Annotated in this window: 15 protein-coding genes and 2 pseudogenes; 3 read left to right on the top strand and 14 right to left on the bottom strand. The window is 68.4% G+C overall.

Annotated elements, in window-relative coordinates; all coding sequences use genetic code 11:
• Positions 1–46 precede the first annotated feature (46 nt).
• From RAB70_RS13345 to RAB70_RS13335, 3 genes are all read right to left on the bottom strand, one after another.
• Positions 47–2,410, bottom strand: coding sequence for a Tex family protein (locus RAB70_RS13345; RefSeq protein WP_148828218.1), 2,364 nt, complete (start codon positions 2,408–2,410; stop codon positions 47–49).
• Between the two features lie 96 nt (positions 2,411–2,506).
• A complete protein-coding gene (locus RAB70_RS13340) occupies positions 2,507–4,141 on the bottom strand; it encodes a hybrid sensor histidine kinase/response regulator (protein ID WP_148828217.1) in 1,635 nt (544 codons plus the stop codon).
• Between the two features lie 75 nt (positions 4,142–4,216).
• Complete coding sequence (locus RAB70_RS13335; protein ID WP_017907884.1) at positions 4,217–4,432, bottom strand: hypothetical protein; 216 nt, start codon at positions 4,430–4,432, stop codon at positions 4,217–4,219.
• Positions 4,433–4,609: 177 nt separating this feature from the next.
• Here RAB70_RS13335 and RAB70_RS13330 point away from each other — a divergent pair, with 177 nt between their 5' ends.
• On the top strand, positions 4,610–5,821 hold the full coding sequence (locus tag RAB70_RS13330) for an FAD-binding oxidoreductase (RefSeq protein WP_148828216.1): 1,212 nt from the start codon (positions 4,610–4,612) through the stop codon (positions 5,819–5,821).
• 150 nt (positions 5,822–5,971) lie between these two features.
• Here the strand turns inward: RAB70_RS13330 and RAB70_RS13325 are convergent, their stop codons facing one another.
• The 6 genes from RAB70_RS13325 to RAB70_RS13300 are packed head-to-tail and all read right to left on the bottom strand — an operon-like array spanning position 5,972 to position 9,934.
• Complete coding sequence (locus RAB70_RS13325; protein WP_017913022.1) at positions 5,972–6,427, bottom strand: hypothetical protein; 456 nt, start codon at positions 6,425–6,427, stop codon at positions 5,972–5,974.
• Positions 6,424–6,624 (bottom strand): PspC domain-containing protein, encoded by a 201-nt coding sequence (locus RAB70_RS13320; RefSeq protein ID WP_026144177.1) that lies wholly within the window; start codon positions 6,622–6,624, stop codon positions 6,424–6,426. The genes RAB70_RS13325 and RAB70_RS13320 overlap by 4 nt, the downstream gene beginning before the upstream one ends.
• Positions 6,625–6,652: 28 nt before the next feature.
• On the bottom strand, positions 6,653–7,027 hold the full coding sequence (locus RAB70_RS13315) for a DUF5329 family protein (protein ID WP_148828215.1): 375 nt from the start codon (positions 7,025–7,027) through the stop codon (positions 6,653–6,655).
• A gap of 52 nt (positions 7,028–7,079) precedes the next feature.
• Complete coding sequence (locus tag RAB70_RS13310; RefSeq protein WP_148828214.1) at positions 7,080–8,156, bottom strand: class III poly(R)-hydroxyalkanoic acid synthase subunit PhaC; 1,077 nt, start codon at positions 8,154–8,156, stop codon at positions 7,080–7,082.
• On the bottom strand, positions 8,153–9,274 hold the full coding sequence (gene phaE, locus RAB70_RS13305) for a class III poly(R)-hydroxyalkanoic acid synthase subunit PhaE (protein ID WP_148828213.1): 1,122 nt from the start codon (positions 9,272–9,274) through the stop codon (positions 8,153–8,155). The genes RAB70_RS13310 and phaE overlap by 4 nt, the downstream gene beginning before the upstream one ends.
• 45 nt (positions 9,275–9,319) lie before the next feature.
• A complete protein-coding gene (locus RAB70_RS13300) occupies positions 9,320–9,934 on the bottom strand; it encodes a phosphatidylcholine/phosphatidylserine synthase (protein ID WP_017909499.1) in 615 nt (204 codons plus the stop codon).
• A 141-nt stretch (positions 9,935–10,075) separates the two neighbouring features.
• Between RAB70_RS13300 and RAB70_RS13295 the strand changes: the two genes are divergently transcribed.
• Positions 10,076–10,834: a 3-hydroxybutyrate dehydrogenase gene (locus tag RAB70_RS13295; RefSeq protein ID WP_148828212.1), complete on the top strand. Its 759-nt coding sequence runs from the start codon at positions 10,076–10,078 to the stop codon at positions 10,832–10,834.
• A gap of 541 nt (positions 10,835–11,375) precedes the next feature.
• Here the strand turns inward: RAB70_RS13295 and RAB70_RS13290 are convergent.
• The 5 genes and pseudogenes from RAB70_RS13290 to RAB70_RS13270 form a co-directional block, all read right to left on the bottom strand.
• Positions 11,376–11,504: pseudogene (locus tag RAB70_RS13290) on the bottom strand (7,8-dihydro-8-oxoguanine triphosphatase); the annotation flags it as partial.
• A gap of 133 nt (positions 11,505–11,637) precedes the next feature.
• Positions 11,638–11,733, bottom strand: a pseudogene (locus tag RAB70_RS13285) (7,8-dihydro-8-oxoguanine triphosphatase); the annotation flags it as partial.
• Positions 11,734–11,893: 160 nt separating this feature from the next.
• Positions 11,894–12,382, bottom strand: a complete 489-nt coding sequence (locus RAB70_RS13280) for an 8-oxo-dGTP diphosphatase (protein ID WP_148828211.1) — start codon at positions 12,380–12,382, stop codon at positions 11,894–11,896.
• A gap of 69 nt (positions 12,383–12,451) precedes the next feature.
• Entirely contained in the window at positions 12,452–12,958 is a 507-nt protein-coding gene (locus RAB70_RS13275; protein ID WP_017909496.1) for a DUF1249 domain-containing protein, read from the bottom strand.
• A gap of 155 nt (positions 12,959–13,113) precedes the next feature.
• Positions 13,114–13,935, bottom strand: coding sequence for a pyruvate, water dikinase regulatory protein (locus RAB70_RS13270; protein WP_010342958.1), 822 nt, complete (start codon positions 13,933–13,935; stop codon positions 13,114–13,116).
• 145 nt (positions 13,936–14,080) lie between these two features.
• Between RAB70_RS13270 and ppsA the strand changes: the two genes are divergently transcribed.
• Positions 14,081–16,456 carry a phosphoenolpyruvate synthase gene (ppsA, locus tag RAB70_RS13265; RefSeq protein ID WP_148828210.1) on the top strand — a complete coding sequence of 792 codons (2,376 nt, stop codon included), beginning with the start codon at positions 14,081–14,083 and terminating at the stop codon, positions 16,454–16,456.
• The last annotated feature ends 5 nt before the right edge of the window (positions 16,457–16,461 follow it).

Raw genomic sequence — 16,461 nt, 5'->3', positions numbered from 1 at the left:
ACTGGATGCACCGGCGCGAGCGCGCCGGATTTTTTCTGCTGGAACCTCAGCTGCGCTTGGCGCGCGCGAACGCGTCGGCCAGCGCGCTGTTGACCGGCGCCGCGGCAGCCGGCCGCGGCTTGGCATTGCCGCCGCCCGCATTGCCACGCCCGTCGCGCTCGCGCCGCGGCGGGCCGCCGGCGCCACGTGCGTCGCGGTCGCGGTCGGTCGGACGCGCCGGCGCCGGCGTGTCGTCCAGGCGCCGGGTCAGCGCGATGCGCTTGCGCGCCACGTCCACTTCCAGCACCTTGACCTTGACGATGTCGCCGGCCTTGACCACGTCGCGCGGATCCTTGACGTAGCTGTCCGAGAGCGCGGAGATGTGCACCAGGCCATCCTGGTGCACACCGATGTCGACGAACGCGCCGAAGGCAGCGACGTTGCTGACCACGCCTTCCAGCACCATGCCCGGCTTGAGGTCCTTGATGTCCTCCACGCCGTCGGCGAAGCGCGCCGCCTTGAACTCCGGGCGCGGATCGCGGCCCGGCTTCTCCAGTTCCTTGAGGATGTCGCGTACCGTCGGCAGGCCGAACTTCTCGTCAGTGAACTGGTCCGGCTTGAGCCCGCGCAGGAAGCCGCCATCGCCGATCAGCGCCTTGATCGGCTTGCCGGTGGCACCGACGATGCGCTCCACCACCGGATAGGCTTCCGGGTGCACCGCCGAAGCGTCCAGCGGTTCCTCGCCATCGGCGATGCGCAGGAAGCCAGCGCATTGTTCGAACGTCTTGTCGCCCAGCCGCGGCACCTTGAGCAGATCCTTGCGGCGCTTGAACGGGCCGTTGTCGTCGCGGTGGCGCACGATGTTCTCGGCCACGCTCGACGACAGCCCGGACACGCGCGACAGCAGCGCCGCCGAGGCGGTGTTGACGTACACGCCGACCGCGTTCACGCAGTCCTCCACCCGCGCGTCCAGCGCCCGCGCCAGGCGGTACTGGTCGACGTCGTGCTGGTACTGGCCCACGCCGATCGCCTTGGGCTCGATCTTGACCAGTTCCGCCAGCGGATCCTGCAGGCGCCGCGCGATCGACACCGCGCCGCGCAGCGACACGTCGAGCTGCGGGAACTCCTTGGCGGCGAACTCGGACGCCGAATACACCGAGGCACCGGCTTCGCTGACCACGATCTTTTCCAGCTTCAGCTGCGGATTCTGCTTGATCAAGTCCGCAGCCAGCTTGTCGGTCTCGCGGCTGGCGGTGCCGTTGCCGATCGCGATCAGCTCCACGCCGTGCTGCGTGCACAGCTGCCGCAGCGTGTGCAGCGACTGGTCCCACTGCCGGCGCGGCTCGTGCGGATAGATGGTGTCGGTGGCCAGCAGCTTGCCAGTGGCGTCGACCACCGCGATCTTGCAGCCGGTGCGGATGCCCGGGTCCAGGCCCAGGGTCACGCGCGGCCCGGCCGGCGCGGCCAGCATCAGGTCCTGCAGGTTGTCGCCGAACACCGCGATCGCCTCGGCCTCGGCCTTTTCGCGCGCCTGGTTGAACAGGTCCAGCAGCAGGTGCATGTGCAGCTTGGCGCGCCAGGTCAGGCGACAGGCATCCAGCAGCCAGCGGTCGCCCGGACGGCCCTGGTTGGCGATGCCGGCGCGCAGCGCGACGCGGCCTTCGGCGTACTGGTGGCCGGCTTCGGCCTCGCTGCCGGGATCCAGTTCCAGATACACGATCTCCTCGCGGCGCGCGCGGAACAGCGCCAGCAATCGGTGCGAAGGAATCTTGGCCAGTGCTTCGGCGTGATCGAAGTAGTCGCGGTACTTGGCGCCTTCCTGCTCCTTGCCCTCGGCCACGCGGGCGCGGATGACGCCCACCTCGCCCAGCCAGGTGCGCAGTTCGCCGACCAGAGCGGCATCCTCGCCCCAGCGCTCCATCAGGATCGCGCGCGCGCCTTCCAGCGCGGCCTTGACGTCGGCCACGCCCTTGTCGGCATCGACGAAGCCAGCGGCGAAGGTTTCCGGCACCTGGCCCGGATCGGCCAGCAGGCCATCGGCGAGCGGTTCCAGCCCGGCCTCGCGGGCGATCTGCGCGCGCGTGCGCCGCTTGGGCTTGTATGGCAGGTACAGGTCTTCCAGCCGCGACTTGGTGTCGGCGGCGACGATCTCCGCACGCAGTTCGTCGCTGAGCTTGCCCTGCTCGGCGATGCTGGCGAGCACCGAGGCGCGGCGCTCTTCCAGTTCGCGCAGATAAGTCAGGCGCACTTCCAGGTTGCGCAACTGGGTGTCGTCGAGCCCGCCGGTGACTTCCTTACGGTAGCGTGCGATGAACGGGACGCTGGCGCCCTCGTCGAGCAAGGCGATGGCGGCGCGCGCCTGCGCCGGCTGCGCGCCGATCTCGGCGGCGATGGTGTTGGCGATCTGCTGGGCGAGCTGAGTGTCGTGCATTGCGTCCGGCCGAAGCCGCCTTGCGGAAAACCCGCATTTTCGCAGTGCGCGCGCCGCCGGGGAACCCGTTGACAGGCGCGCGCCAAGCTGGCGGCGTCAGGTGACGCCGTTCGGCCCGTCCAGCACCATGCGCACCTTGCGGATCAGCTCCTGGCGGTTGTACGGCTTGGCCAGCACCTCGAACTCGTTGCCGCCGGCATCGGTACGCTCGATCGAGGACTCGGCATAGCCGGTGGTCAGCAGCACCTTGATCTTGGGCCGGCGCCGCCGCGCCTCGCGCGCCAGCATCACGCCGTTGAGGCCGCCGGGCATGATCAGGTCCGAATACAGCAAGTCCACGTGCACGCCGGTGTCGAGCAGCTCCAGCGCCTCGCGCGCGTTGTACACCACGTGCGTGGCATAGCCCTGGTCGCCCAGGAACAGCCGCGCCAGTTCGGCGATGTCCGGCCGGTCCTCGACGATCAGGATGGTCTCGTCGCCTTGGCGATCGAACGGACGGCGCGTGCGCGAATCGCGCGGGGCCATGTTCTCGACGTTGTCGTCGATCGGGAAGTACAGGCGTACGGTGGTGCCGTGGCCCTCCTCCGAATACAGGCGCACCGCACCGCCGGACTGCTTGGCGAAGCCGTAGACCATGGACAGACCCAGGCCGGTGCCCTTGCCCTCTTCCTTGGTGGTGAAGAACGGATCCAGCACGCGCGCCAGCACCTCCGGCGGCATGCCGCTGCCGTTGTCGGTGATCGACACGCACACGTAGTGGCCGGGCAGCAGGTTGTCGTAGGTGGTGGGTTCGTCCGCGCGCACCGAGACGTTGCGGGTCTGGATCACCAGACGCGGCGCCGCCTGGTCGGCCATGGCGTCGCGCGCATTGATCAGGATGTTGAGCAGCGCCACTTCGGCCTGCGTCGGGTCGATCCGGCAGTTGCGCAGGTCCGGCGACAGCTCCAGCGAGAACGCGATGCCGTCGCCCAGCGTGCGCTCGGCCACATCGCTCATCCCGGCCACCAGGGCATTGAGATTGAGCACGCGTCCTTCCAGCTTCTGCTTGCGCGCGAACGCCAGCAGCTGCTGGGTCAGGCGTGCGGCCTGGCCGGCGGCATCGCGTGCGCGGTCCACGCTCTTGCGCAGCAGCGACGGATTCAGCGGGTCGCTCTCGACCGCGTGCTCGATCAGTTCCAGATACCCGGACATGACCTGCAGCAGGTTGTTGAAGTCGTGCGCGATGCCGCCGGTCAGCTGACCCAGCGCCTCCATCTTCTGCGCCTGGCGCAGCGCGTCCTCGGCATCGCGGCGACGGCTGACGTCCAGCTGCGAACCGAAGAAATACACCAGCTCGCCGCGGTCGTCATACACCGGGGAGATATACAGCGCATTCCAGAAGCTGGAACCGTCCTTGCGATAGTTGAGGATCTCCACCGCCACTTCGTCATGCGAGGTAATGGCGTCGCGGACGCTGCGTACGGTCTCGCGATCGGTGTCCGGCCCCTGCAGGAAGCGGCAGTTATTGCCGATCAATTCCTCGCGACCGTAACCGGTCATTTCCAGGAACGCGCGGTTGACGAAGATGATCGGATTGTCCGGCTGCCGCGGATCGGTCACGATCATCGGCATGCGCGTGGTCTGCACCGCAGCGAAGAAAATATCGCTGCGCTGATTGGACATGTCGGTGGGTGCGTTGGGGTCGACGGTCGTCGGCGGCGCCGAGGTGTTGCTGGTTTCTGGTGCGGGCATGGTCGGTGGCAGGTCGATGCGAACCGTCGCTGGCCCGCCTAGGCGGGCGGCCACACCGGGGTTCGCACGCCGGCGTCAACGCGAATAATACCTGTGCAGGCGTTCTACCACGATATCGTCCTGCAGCGACTCCAGCGCCATGATCCGCACCTGCCGATCGCTCAATGCCAGCACGCGCTCGACATAGATCTCCGGGCCTGCCTCGGTTTCCTTCATGGACTTGCGGAACCCGTAGGGCACGACGCCCTTCTCTCCGTCCTTGCTGCCACCGATATACAGAACGACCGACATGACGCTTCCTCTACAGGGAATTCGTGGAACTGGCGCGCACCATACACAGCGCCATGTGAGGGACTTCTGCACCGAGATTAATCGCGGCTGTTTGCCCGAACATGACGTCCGCGGCGGCTCACGCGGACTTAACCGGACCTGCGCCTAAGTCGCACATCCTTTCTGCGCCGGGGCGTCATGGATCTCAAGAGCGGTTATCCCTTCTGGTCGGTCCGCAACGGCCTGATGCAGAGCTTTCCGCAGCTGCGCGACGACGTGCGCTGCGATGTCGCGGTCGTCGGCGGCGGTATCACCGGCGCCTTGATCGCCGAAGAACTGAGCGCGCACGGGCATGCCGTGACGGTCCTGGAGCAGCGCGACATCGGCTGGGGCAGCACCGCGGCCAGCACCGCCCTGCTGCAGTACGAGATCGACACCCATCTGATCGATCTGGCCAAGCGCTATGGCGAACCTGCCGCCGCCCTCGCCTACGGCGCCTGCGCCCAGGCGCTGGAGCAGTTGCGCGACCTGGTCCGGCCGCTGCGCGATGTCGACTTCGGCTGGAACGACAGCCTGTACTACGCCAGCAAACGCCGCCACGTGCGGGTGCTGCTGGAAGAGCTGGAAGTGCGCGCGCGACACGGCCTGGACGTGGAATGGCTGGACGCGCAGACGCTGGACGCGGACTACGGCCTGCAGGCGCACGGCGCGATCCTCAGCCACCAGGCGGCACGGGTGGATCCGTACCGCCTCACCTATCGCCTGCTCGGCCGCGCCTTCCGACGCGGCGTCGGCGTCTACGACCGCACCCGCATCGCGCGGATCGTGGTCACTGGCCGCGGCGTGACCCTGCACACCGATCATGGCGCGCAGGTGCGCGCCGGCCATGTGGTGATGGCCGCCGGCTACGCCAACCAGCACTGGCTGGATCAACGCGTGGCACGCAACCGCAGCAGCTACGCCTTCGTCAGCGACCCGCTCGAGCCTTCCGTCCTCGGCCCATTGCGCGACACCATGATCTGGGAAAGTGCGCGGCCGTATCTGTACCTGCGCAGCACCGGCAACGGCCGCATCGTCGCCGGCGGCGAGGACGACAGCGTGGACGTGCCGGCGCGCCGCGACGCGCGCGTGGACAGCAAGGCGCGCACGCTGTCGCGCAAGATCGCCAAGGTGATGCCGGGACTGGATTTGCAGCCGACCTTCGCCTGGGCCGGCACCTTCGCCGAGACCGAGGACGGCCTGCCGTTCTTCGGCCCGCACCCGCAGCACGGCCCGCGCGTGCAGTTCGCCATGGCCTACGGCGGCAACGGCATCACCTACAGCATGATCGGCGCCGGCCTGCTGCGCGCCCAGATCGAGCGGCATGCGCACCCGCTCAAGCGCCTGTTCGGTTTTTCCCGGCTCGACTGACCCGAGCCACCAACAAGCGCCTCTGGTACATCCGTACGAGTGGCTTCAGCCGCGACCGGGGCGTTCCCGGGAAAGCCCGTCGCGGCTGAAGCCGCTCCTGCGCGGCAACGTCGTGCATTGCGAAAGCAGCGGTTTGCGGACGCCACGCGCTCAACCCGTCCCCGGCCACCAACCCCGACCGTACAGCGCATAGCGATCGGCGGCGCGTTCCAATGGATTGCGCACGCTGACCCCGCCGCAGGCCAGGTACACCGGCAGGAACAGCGGCCCGAGCAGCATGTACTGCAGCACGTGCGCACGTTCGTGGTCGCCGAGCCGTACCGCAGGATGCCGGCAACGACCGGCAGCGTGTTCGTAGGTGGCGCAGGCCACGTCCAGATCGTCTGCGCTGAGCAGGATCACGTTGCCCAGCGTCATCGCCCCGCGTGGCCGCATCGGCACGCGTTCGAACACCAGCGCCAGTTCGCGTCGGCTGAAGCGCAGGCGCGCACCGAAGGCCAGCGCGATGGTCCCGACGAGCATGCCCAGGACAGTGTTCGGCGAGGTCCAGAGGACGCCGACGGCGATGCCGGCACGGCGCCAGACCCGCGACAGCGGCCGCGTCAATCGGCTTCGTTGGGAATCAGCAGCCACAGGATCAGATAGACCAGGATGCCGGGGAAGGCGGCCGAGACGATCGACCCGACCACGTACAGCACCCGCAGCAGAGTTGCATTCCAGCCGAAGCGGTGGGCGATCCCGCCCATCACGCCCGCGATCATGCGGTCGTTCAACGAGCGCGACAGCGAACGGGGTTGCGACATGGCAGCGGCTCCAGCGACGGCGGCTGGCTCACTCTACGCGCGCCGGCGCGGGCGCGGCGTGACGGCGCAACGCCGCCAATTGTTGCTCGAACCAGGCCGCCGCCTCCTGCTCCGGCCGGCCAGGACAGGCGACACGGTAGGCGCTTCCGCTGACGCTGCTGCGGCTGGCGCCTCGCGCGATGAACTGCTCGGCGCTGTCCACCAGGTCGCGCGAACGCAGTGCCGCATACTTGCGCTGCAGATGCGCCTCGGCCTCGCGACCGGAGTACCAGGTCCCGTTGCGTTGGAACCGGCACGGCGAGGACTGCAACGCCGCCAGCAGTCCGCGGATTTCACGGTCGGCCGCGGCCGCAGGCGCAGCGATGCCGCGCTCCACGCTCAGCCAGGCCAGCGCCACCGCCAAGACGACGCCAGCAAGACGCGCCCCTGGCGGCACGACGCGTCGCCGCTGGCGCTCAGTGCCCGCCATCGCGCTCGGCCAGCCACTGATGCAGCGCCGCCGGCACTTCGCGTTGGGCGCGGCCGGAGACGTAGATACCGATATGGCCGCCGCGGAAACTCAGTTCGGCGTAGTCGCGGCTGCCGACCACGCCGCGCAGCGCCCGCGACGCATCCGGCGGCACCAGGTGGTCCTGCTCGGCATAGACGTTGAGCACCGGCATGGTGACCCGACCCAGGTCCACCGTGTGCGCACCGATGCGCGCGCGCCCGTGCATCAGCGCGTTGTCCTGATAGAACTGCTTGACGAACTCGCGGAAGGTCTCGCCGGCCAGATCCGGCGAATCGAAGATCCATTTCTCCATGCGCAGGAAGTCCTCCAGCGCCCGCGGATCGTCGAGGATGTCGAGCAGGCCGACGTACTTCTGCAGGTTCAGGCGGAACGGCTTGAGCATCAGGTAGCTGACGTTCATCAGGTCCGCCGGCACGTTGCCCAGCGTGTCCACGAACAGGTCGACGTCGACCTGGCGCGCCCAGTTGGACAGCATGTTGTCCGGGGTGTGGAAATCCACCGGGGTGACCATGGTGATCAGGTTGCGCACTTTCTCCGGCTGCAAAGCCGCGTAGCACAGCGAGAACGTGCCGCCCTGGCAGATGCCGAGCATGTTGACGGGGGCGCCGCCGCCGGCGGAACGCAGATGGTCCACCGCGCCGTCGATGTAGCGCAGCAGGTAGTCCTCCAGCGTCAGGTAGCGCTCGGAGCGGTCCGGGTAGCCCCAGTCCAGCACATAGACGTCCTCGCCCAGCGCCAGCAGTCCCTGCACCAGCGAGCGGTCGGCCTGCAGGTCGACCATGTACGGGCGGTTGACCAGGGCATAGACGATCAGCAGCGGCACCTTGGCGGTGGGCGGGCGTTCGCCGACGAAGCGGTACAGCACCACCTTGCCGTCGCGCCACACTTCCTGGCGCGCGGTGGCGCCGTAGTCCACCGTGTCCAGGCCCGGCAGCACGCGCAGGCCCTCAAGCAGCTTGCGCTGCAGCTCCAGGGTTTCCTGGACCAGATCGTCGCTGCTGAAACTCAGCGGTCCCTTCATGCGCGACTCCGGCGTGCCGCCGGCGTGGTCCCGGCCCGCCGCGACTTGGCGGCGGGCGTGGCCTTCGCTGGCGTGGCGGCGTTGGATTTGGACTTGGATTTGGGCGCGGCGGCTGCCGCCCGCGCAGGGGCCGACTTGGCCGCGGTCTTCCGGGGGCTCTTCTGCGGCGCAGCCGGGACCGGAGCAACCGGTGCAGGTCCGGCCTCGGCAGTCGCGCCCTGCCCTTCGCCGCGCTCTAGTCGTCGCAGCCGCCGTTCCAGGTCGGCGATGCGCCGATGCGCGGCATCCAGTTCGGTACGCGTGGGCAGGCCCACCTGCTCGCACACCTGCTCTGTCTCGCGCTGCAGCAGGGCGCGCAGGCGCATCTGCGCGTTCGCGACGTCGGCGTAGACCTGGCGGAACTCCGGCGACAGCGCGGCCGCCGCGTACGCTTCCTCGGCCGCGTCGATCCACAGATCGAACATCGCCCGCGCGTTGGTCAGTTGCCGGCCCGGATCCTCGTGCGCGCGCAGCTTCTCCTCGAACAGGCCGAAGGCGCGGTCGATGGCAACCTGCAGCAGCCCCAGATAGGCCTGCAACTGCGCCTGATAGTCCTGCTGGGCCTTGGCCAGCGCCCGCCATCGCGCCTGGTGGTTGCGCGCCGGGCCGAACCCGGGCATCTGCAACCATGGGCCACTGTCGCGTTGCAGGCCCTGCAGCCACTGCGCCGCCTGCTGCAGCCACGGGTCGATCCCGGCCTGGCCGGCCCCGCGCACCGCACCCAGCAGCCACTGCAGCAATTGCTCGCGTTGACCCTGTACCTGTCGCTTCCAGGCGTCGGCGACGTCGGCACTGCTGGCGTCGCGACCGGCGAACTGCGCTGCCACCTGCTGCATCGCGCCGAGCCAGTCGCCGGCCTGCTGCTGGAACTGCGCCAGCGCGTCCTCGGCCTGCGGCGCGCTGCCGCGCGGCAGCCACTGGCTCCAGGCCGCGATCGCCTCGCGCCAGGAACCGGCGCCATCGCCAGCTGCGTGCGACGCGGGGGCCACTGCGCCCTGGCGCAATGCGGCGCTCCAGGCGTCCCAGTACTGCCGCGTCATCGCCTCGAAATCGCCGGCGCCACCGCCGCTAGCCTTCATCGCCACTCTCCAGACCTGGCCCGCGATGATAGCAACCCGCTGCGATCAGGGCTTGGGGATGCGTAGCGTCTTGCTGATCATCAGCGAGCCGGACAGCGCGAACAGCAGCGCCAGCGGGTGCAGCAGCCACGGCCCCAACCGCCACTCGCCCCACCACAAGGCGTCGCCGATATGGCCCAGGTGCGCGGCGATCGCCAGCACGATGACCAGGCCGAGGCTGCTCGGGATCGGCGTGCCCTCGAAGTACGGCACCTTGTCGCCGTCGCCGGCGATCTGCTCGGCGGTGACGTTGTAGCGGGCCAGGCGGCTGACCCCGCAGCAGACGAAGAAGCTCAGCACCAGCCAGTCCCAGCCGCCCTGCATGCCGCAGGCGTAGGCCAGCGCCGCCGGGGCCACGCCGAAGGAGATCACGTCGGCGAGCGAGTCCAGCTCGCGGCCCAGGGTCGAGGACGACTTGCGCCAGCGCGCCACCCGCCCGTCCAGCGCGTCGAACACGAATGCCAGCGGGATCAGCGCCATGCCGAACAGCAGGTCGCTGCGGCGGCCGTCCTGCAGGAAGCGCATCGCCGCGAACACCGCGCCGGTGCCGCAGAAGGCGTTGGCGAGGGTGAACCAGTCGGCCAGCTGGAACTCGCGCAGCATGGAGAAGTGGCGTTTCATCGGCATAACGTGGCGGATCCGGCGTGAGCGGCGAGCGACGGCACAGGGTAGCGTGGCGCCGCCGCACTGGCGAGCGGCCGCTGCCAGGCGTCGCGGCGCGCTGCTACGCTGATCGCCCCCCACTCCGCGCAGGTACTCCCCATGCAGACCGTCCTGATCACCGGCGCCGCCAGCGGCATCGGCGCCGGCATCGCCCACGCACTGGCCGCCGACGGCCGCCACATCGTCGTCAGCGACCTCGACCTCAAGGCCGCCGAAACGGTCGCCGCGCAGGTGCGCCAGGCCGGCGGCTCGGCCGAGGCGGTGGCGCTGGACGTGGCCAGTGCGGACAGCATCGCCGCGGCGCTGGCCGCCGTCAGCCGGCCGGTGGACGTGCTGGTCAACAACGCCGGGCTGCAGCATGTGGCGCCGCTGCAGGAGTTCCCGATGGACAAGTGGAGCCTGCTGGTGGAGGTGATGCTGACCGGGGTCGCCCGGCTGACCCAGGCGGTGCTGCCGGGCATGCGCGAACGCGGCTTCGGCCGCATCGTCAACATCGGCAGCATCCACTCGCTGGTCGCCAGCCCGTACAAGAGCGCCTACGTCGCCGCCAAGCACGGCCTGGTCGGCTTCTCCAAGGTGATCGCACTGGAGACCGCCGACACCGACATCACCATCAACACGCTCTGCCCCAGCTATGTGAAAACGCCGCTGGTGGACAAGCAGATCGCCGACCAGGCGCGCACCCGCGGCATTTCCGAAGCCGACGTGATCGCCCAGGTGATGCTCAAGCCGATGCCCAAGGGCGTGTTCATCGCCTACGACGAACTGGCCGGCTGCGTGGCGTTCCTGGCCTCGCCGGCGGCGCGCAACATCACCGCGCAGACCATCGCCATCGACGGCGGCTGGACCGCGCAGTAGCGCTGCGGCAAGCGCGCACGTGCGCCTGCTGGGTCGCGCGATCGACGCTGGTCAATTTTTCGCCATTGCGGCGGCTGCCGTTGTGGCACAACGCCACTGGCATCTTATCCACAGCGTTCGTGCGCTTTCATCCACACCAGCTGTGGAGAAGCGCGACCGGGACTGATGAAATTTTCGCCACACGGCAGAATCGGGCAGCCATTTCAGCGACTTGGCCAGTTTGCCCACAGGCTTGTGCAGGATCGATCCACAGCCGCTGTGGACAAAACGGAGGCGGTGTCGCGCGAGCGTTCGACCGAGCGGCGCGCCGGCCCCTCGCCCATCCCCCGACGCGAAAGGCAGAGGCTGTTCCTTCTCCCGACGTGAGAAGGTGGCCCGAAGGGCCGGATGAGGGTACGGGCGAAACCTGGTGCAACCAAACATCGCGAGACGCTTGGCGCCGCACCCTCGCCCCCCCAAACTCCGCGAGTCGCTTTCGCGCCATACCCTCACCCCAACCCCTCTCCCGATGGGAGAGGGGCTTTACGGCAGCGCGAGCGCGTCAGACCCGCGAGTAGCGCCAGGACTGCATGCATCCGTCGCGGTACGGCATGACCCCGTGGAACGGGCGTGGGTCGCCGTCGAACGCCAGCGGCAGGAATAGGCTGTTCCTTCTCCCGTCGGGAGAAGGTGGCCCGAAGGGCCGGATGAGGGTACGGGCGAAGCCTGGCGCAATCAAACTCCGCGCGTCGCTTTCGCGTCGTACCCTCACCCCAACCCCTCTCCCGATGGGAGAGGGGCTTTACGGCAGCGCGAGCGTGTCGGACCCGCGAGTCGCGCCAGGACTGCATGCGTCCGTCGCGATACGGAATGACCCCGCGGAACGGGCGTGGGTCGCCGTCGAATACCAGCGGCAGGAACAGGCTGTTCCTTCTCCCGTCGGGAGAAGGTGGCCCGAAGGGCCGGATGAGGGTACGGGCGGAGCCTGCTGCAACCAAACTGCGCGCGTCGCTTTCGCGCCGTACCCTCACCCCAACCCCTCTCCCGAGGGGAGAGGGGCTTTACGGCAGCGCGAGCGCGTCAGACCCGCGAGTAGCGCCAGGACTGCATGCGTCCGTCGCGGTATGGCATGACCCCGTGGAACGGGCGCGGGTCGCCATCGAACACCAGCGGCAGGAAATGGCGATCGCCCTCCCACAGCGGCAGCGTGTCCATCTGCGCGATCGGCACCCAGGCCAGCGTGCCCTCGGCGTTCTCGGCGAACGGCTCGCCCGCGTAGGCCTCGATCAGGAACACGAAGCCCAGCCAGTCCTCGCCGTGCTTGCCGAAGCCCGGCCAGCTGATGGTGCCGCGCAACTGCAACGCCTCGCAGGTGATGCCGGCCTCCTCCAGGATCTCGCGGCGCATGCCGGCCAGGACGTCCTCGTCCGCCTCCACCTTGCCGCCCAGGCCGTTGTACTTGCCCAGGTGATGGTCGCCGGGCCGGGCATTGCGATGGACCAGCAGCACCTGGCTGCGATCGGGCGAGAGCACGTAGCCCAAGGTGGCGACGATGGGGGTGTAAGGCATGCGACGAAGGCAGAGGACGACGGGCGCGCAGTATGCCGTAACCGCGCCGTCGCCTGGTCCAGCCTGTGGCTAGACGGCGGGCGTCGCCGCGTCCTGCGCCGCGCGCGGCAACGGCGGCGCCGATCGCAGCGTGGCCACGCCGTGGCCGCGCTCGGCCAGATATTCCAGCCATTTGCCGAGGAAGGTGTTCATACGCATGCGATGGCTGATCAGTTCCGCCGGCGGCGGGTACAGCCCCATCACGTCCTGCCAGCGGCGGCCGACATAGCAATGCGTGGTCTCGGCCTGGCGCGCGTCCAGGTACAGGCGCACGTAGGCCGACGGGTCCGGCTCGCCGGTCAGCGGGTCGCACAGATCGTAGGTCAGGCGCAGTTCGACGGTGTAGCGGTGACGCTCGATCACGTCCAGGCGCAGGTCCAGGCCGTCGCCGATGCTGGACACGTAGCTGCCGGCGGCCAGGTCGGCCGGCACGAACAGGCGATTCAGGTGCAGATAGTTCTCGGCGTACAGCCCCATCAGCCAGCCGAAACGGCTGAGCCGGGGGATGCGTTCGCTGCGGGTCATGGCGTGCTGCATGGACCGATCCTACACGCTGGATCGCGCCGGCGGCAGCATTGACGGATCGGCGCCAGCGGCCTACCGTGGAAATCCCTGCGAGGACGTGCGGAAATGCCGTCGCCGCCAGGAACGGCCCCGCCCGACCGGCGCGCGCTGGCCAGTCACACCCTCTCTCAGAACATCTCGCGCTGCAGTCCCAGCGTCGCCAGCACCTTGCTGGAAATCTCCTCGATCGAGGTATGCGTGGTGCTCAGGGTCGGAATCCGCTCCATGCGGAACATGGTTTCGGCCGCCGCCACTTCGCGCCGGCAGGTCTCGGCGTTGGAGTAACGCGAATTCGGCCGCCGCTCCTGGCGGATCTGCTGCAGCCGCTCCGGATCGATGGTCAGCCCGAACAGCTTGTTGCGATACGCGCGCAGCCGCGGTGGCAGCCGATCGCTCTCCAGGTCCTCGTCGGTCAACGGATAGTTCGCCGCGCGCACGCCGTAATGCAGCGCCAAGTAGATGCAGGTCGGGGTCTTGCCCGCGCGCGACACCGCCACCAGGATCACGTCGGCTTCGTCGTAGGTAAGCGCGATGCCGTCGTCGTGCGCGAGCGCGAAGTTCATCGCGTTGATGCGGCGGTGGTAGGTCTCGAAGTCGACCAGACCGTGCGCCTGTCCCACCCGCGAGTGCCGCGGCGCGTTCAATTCGCGCTCCAGCGGCTCGATGAAGGGCGCGAACACGTCGAGCATCAGCGCCCCGCTCTCGGCCAGCAGCATGCTCAGTTGCGGATCGACGCAGGAGTTGACCACGATCGGCCGAACCTGATAGCGCTCCCCTGCCGCATGGATCCGCTGCGCGGCGTCGCGGGCTTTTTCCGGATCGTCGACGAACGACATGCGGTCGGTGACGAAGCTGAAACCGCTGAACTGGGTGAGCAGGCTATGCCCAATGGTTTCAGCGGTGATACCGGTTCCATCGGACACGTAGAACACCGGTCTGATCGTCGACATTGCCTGCATTCTCCTGGCTGAAACCCAACGGATGCGCCCGCTTCGCTTGTGCCGGCTCGGGTGCGCACTGCATCATATCGGCTTCTTCCCTCACGGACGCGGCCATTCAGCCCGCCTCGGGCGATGGCCTAACGGAGCATCGCGCTTGAACGAGAACATCCTGTGGTTGCATGAGCTGCGCCTGGCCGACCTGGCTCGCGTCGGTGGCAAGAATTCCTCCCTCGGCGAAATGATCGGCAATCTGGCGGGGCTCGGCGTGTCCGTGCCGGGCGGATTCGCCACCACCGCCGAAGCGTTCAAGGCCTTCGTCGCCCACAACGATCTGTACCAGCGCATCTTCGACAAGCTGGCCACGCTGGACGTGGAAGACGTGGGCGCGCTGACCGCCGCCGGCAAGGAAATCCGCGGCTGGGTGATCGACGCGCCGCTGCAGCCGGAGCTGGACCAGGCGATCCGCGACGCCTACGCACAGCTGTGCAACGAGAACGGTGGCGGCGACATCGCGGTCGCGGTGCGCTCCTCGGCCACCGCCGAAGACCTGCCCGACGCCAGCTTCGCCGGCCAGCAGGAGACCTTCCTCAACGTGACCGGCGCCGACGACGTGGTGCACAAGGTCAAGGAAGTCTTCGCCAGCCTCTACAACGACCGCGCCATCGCCTACCGCGTTCACCACGGCTTCAAGCACGAGGACGTGTTCCTCTCGGCCGGTGTGCAGTTGATGGTCCGCTCGGGCGTCGGCGCCTCCGGCGTGCTGTTCACCCTGGACACCGAGTCCGGCTTCCGCGACGTGGTGTTCGTTACCTCGAGCTTCGGCCTCGGCGAAATGGTCGTGCAGGGCGCAGTCAATCCCGACGAATTCTACGTCTACAAGCCCACCCTCAAGGCCGGCAAGCCGGCGATCCTGCGCCGCTCGCTGGGCAGCAAGCTGATCCGCATGGTGTATTCGGACGTGCCGGGCGAGCGCGTGCGCATCGAGGACACCCCGGCCGAGCTGCGCAACACCTTCTCGATCAACGACGAGGACGTGCAGGAACTGGCCAAGCAGGCGCTGGTGATCGAGCAGCACTACCAGCGGCCGATGGACATCGAATGGGCGAAGGACGGCGTCAGCGGCAAGCTGTTCATCGTGCAGGCGCGCCCGGAGACGGTGAAGTCGCGCGGCCACGCTACCCAGATCGAACGCTTCGCGCTGCAGCAGCGCGGCGAGGTGATCGCCGAAGGCCGTGCGATCGGCCAGAAGATCGGCGCCGGCGTCGCCCGCGTGGTGCGCAGCCTGGAGGACATGAACCGAGTGCAGCCCGGCGACGTGCTGGTCGCGGACATGACCGATCCCGATTGGGAGCCGGTGATGAAGCGCGCCTCGGCGATCGTCACCAACCGCGGCGGCCGCACCTGCCACGCGGCGATCATCGCCCGCGAGCTGGGCGTGCCGGCCGTGGTCGGCACCGGCAACGCGATGGAACTGGTCCAGGACGGCAAGGAAGTGACGGTGAGCTGCGCCGAAGGCGACACCGGCTACATCTATGGCGAGCGCCTGCCGTTCGAGCGCACCACCACGGACCTGGGCAACATGCCGCCGGCGCCGCTGAAGATCATGATGAACGTGGCCAACCCGGAGCGCGCGTTCGACTTCGGCCAGTTGCCCAACGCCGGCATCGGCCTGGCACGCCTGGAGATGATCATCGCCGCGCATATCGGCATCCATCCCAACGCACTGCTGGAATACGCCAAGCAGGACGCGGCGACCAAGAAGAAGATCGACGAGAAGATCGCCGGCTACGCCGACCCGGTGAGCTTCTACGTCAATCGCCTGGCCGAAGGCATCGCCACGCTGACCGCGTCGGTGGCGCCGCACCCGGTGATCGTGCGCCTGTCGGACTTCAAGTCCAACGAGTACGCCAACCTGATCGGCGGCAGCAACTACGAACCGCACGAAGAGAACCCGATGATCGGCTTCCGCGGCGCCAGCCGCTACGTCGATCCGAGCTTCGCCGCCGCGTTCGCGCTGGAATGCAAGGCCGTGCTCAAGGTCCGCAACGAGATGGGCCTGGACAACATGTGGGTCATGATCCCGTTCGTGCGCACCCTCGAGGAAGGCCGCAAGGTCGTCGAGGTGTTGGCCAGCAACGGCCTGCGCCAGGGCGAGAACGGCCTGAAGATCATCATGATGTGCGAGGTGCCGTCGAACGCGCTGCTGGCCGAGGAATTCCTGGAGATCTTCGACGGCTTCTCGATCGGCTCCAACGACCTGACCCAGCTCACCCTGGGCCTGGACCGCGACTCCTCGATCGTGGCGCACCTGTTCGACGAGCGCAATCCGGCGGTCAAGAAGATGCTGTCGATGGCGATCAAGGCCGCGCGCGCCAAGGGCAAGTACGTGGGCATCTGCGGTCAGGGTCCGTCGGATCACCCGGACCTGGCGGAGTGGCTGATGCAGGAAGGCATCGAGTCGGTGTCGCTGAACCCGGACACCGTGGTCGACACCTGGCTGCGCCTGGCCAAGCTCAAGAGCAAGGGGTGATGCCG

It is taken from the genome of Xanthomonas sontii (genome assembly GCF_040529055.1).
Lineage (GTDB): Bacteria > Pseudomonadota > Gammaproteobacteria > Xanthomonadales > Xanthomonadaceae > Xanthomonas_A > Xanthomonas_A sontii.
The sequence above is the reverse complement of the archived record's forward strand: the minus strand, read 5'-3'. Positions and strand labels throughout refer to the sequence as shown.

What these genes read in the sequence shown, in the direction of transcription:
- RAB70_RS13275 (WP_017909496.1), bottom strand. Translation starts at nt 12,958, where the DNA reads ATGCAGCACGCCATGACCCGCAGCGAACGCATCCCCCGGCTCAGCCGT.
- RAB70_RS13330 (WP_148828216.1), top strand. Translation starts at nt 4,610, where the DNA reads ATGGATCTCAAGAGCGGTTATCCCTTCTGGTCGGTCCGCAACGGCCTG.
- RAB70_RS13270 (WP_010342958.1), bottom strand. Translation starts at nt 13,935, where the DNA reads ATGTCGACGATCAGACCGGTGTTCTACGTGTCCGATGGAACCGGTATC.
- RAB70_RS13340 (WP_148828217.1), bottom strand. Translation starts at nt 4,141, where the DNA reads ATGCCCGCACCAGAAACCAGCAACACCTCGGCGCCGCCGACGACCGTC.
- RAB70_RS13320 (WP_026144177.1), bottom strand. Translation starts at nt 6,624, where the DNA reads ATGTCGCAACCCCGTTCGCTGTCGCGCTCGTTGAACGACCGCATGATC.
- RAB70_RS13300 (WP_017909499.1), bottom strand. Translation starts at nt 9,934, where the DNA reads ATGAAACGCCACTTCTCCATGCTGCGCGAGTTCCAGCTGGCCGACTGG.
- RAB70_RS13345 (WP_148828218.1), bottom strand. Translation starts at nt 2,410, where the DNA reads ATGCACGACACTCAGCTCGCCCAGCAGATCGCCAACACCATCGCCGCC.
- RAB70_RS13335 (WP_017907884.1), bottom strand. Translation starts at nt 4,432, where the DNA reads ATGTCGGTCGTTCTGTATATCGGTGGCAGCAAGGACGGAGAGAAGGGC.
- RAB70_RS13280 (WP_148828211.1), bottom strand. Translation starts at nt 12,382, where the DNA reads ATGCCTTACACCCCCATCGTCGCCACCTTGGGCTACGTGCTCTCGCCC.
- RAB70_RS13295 (WP_148828212.1), top strand. Translation starts at nt 10,076, where the DNA reads ATGCAGACCGTCCTGATCACCGGCGCCGCCAGCGGCATCGGCGCCGGC.
- phaE (WP_148828213.1), bottom strand. Translation starts at nt 9,274, where the DNA reads ATGAAGGCTAGCGGCGGTGGCGCCGGCGATTTCGAGGCGATGACGCGG.
- RAB70_RS13310 (WP_148828214.1), bottom strand. Translation starts at nt 8,156, where the DNA reads ATGAAGGGACCGCTGAGTTTCAGCAGCGACGATCTGGTCCAGGAAACC.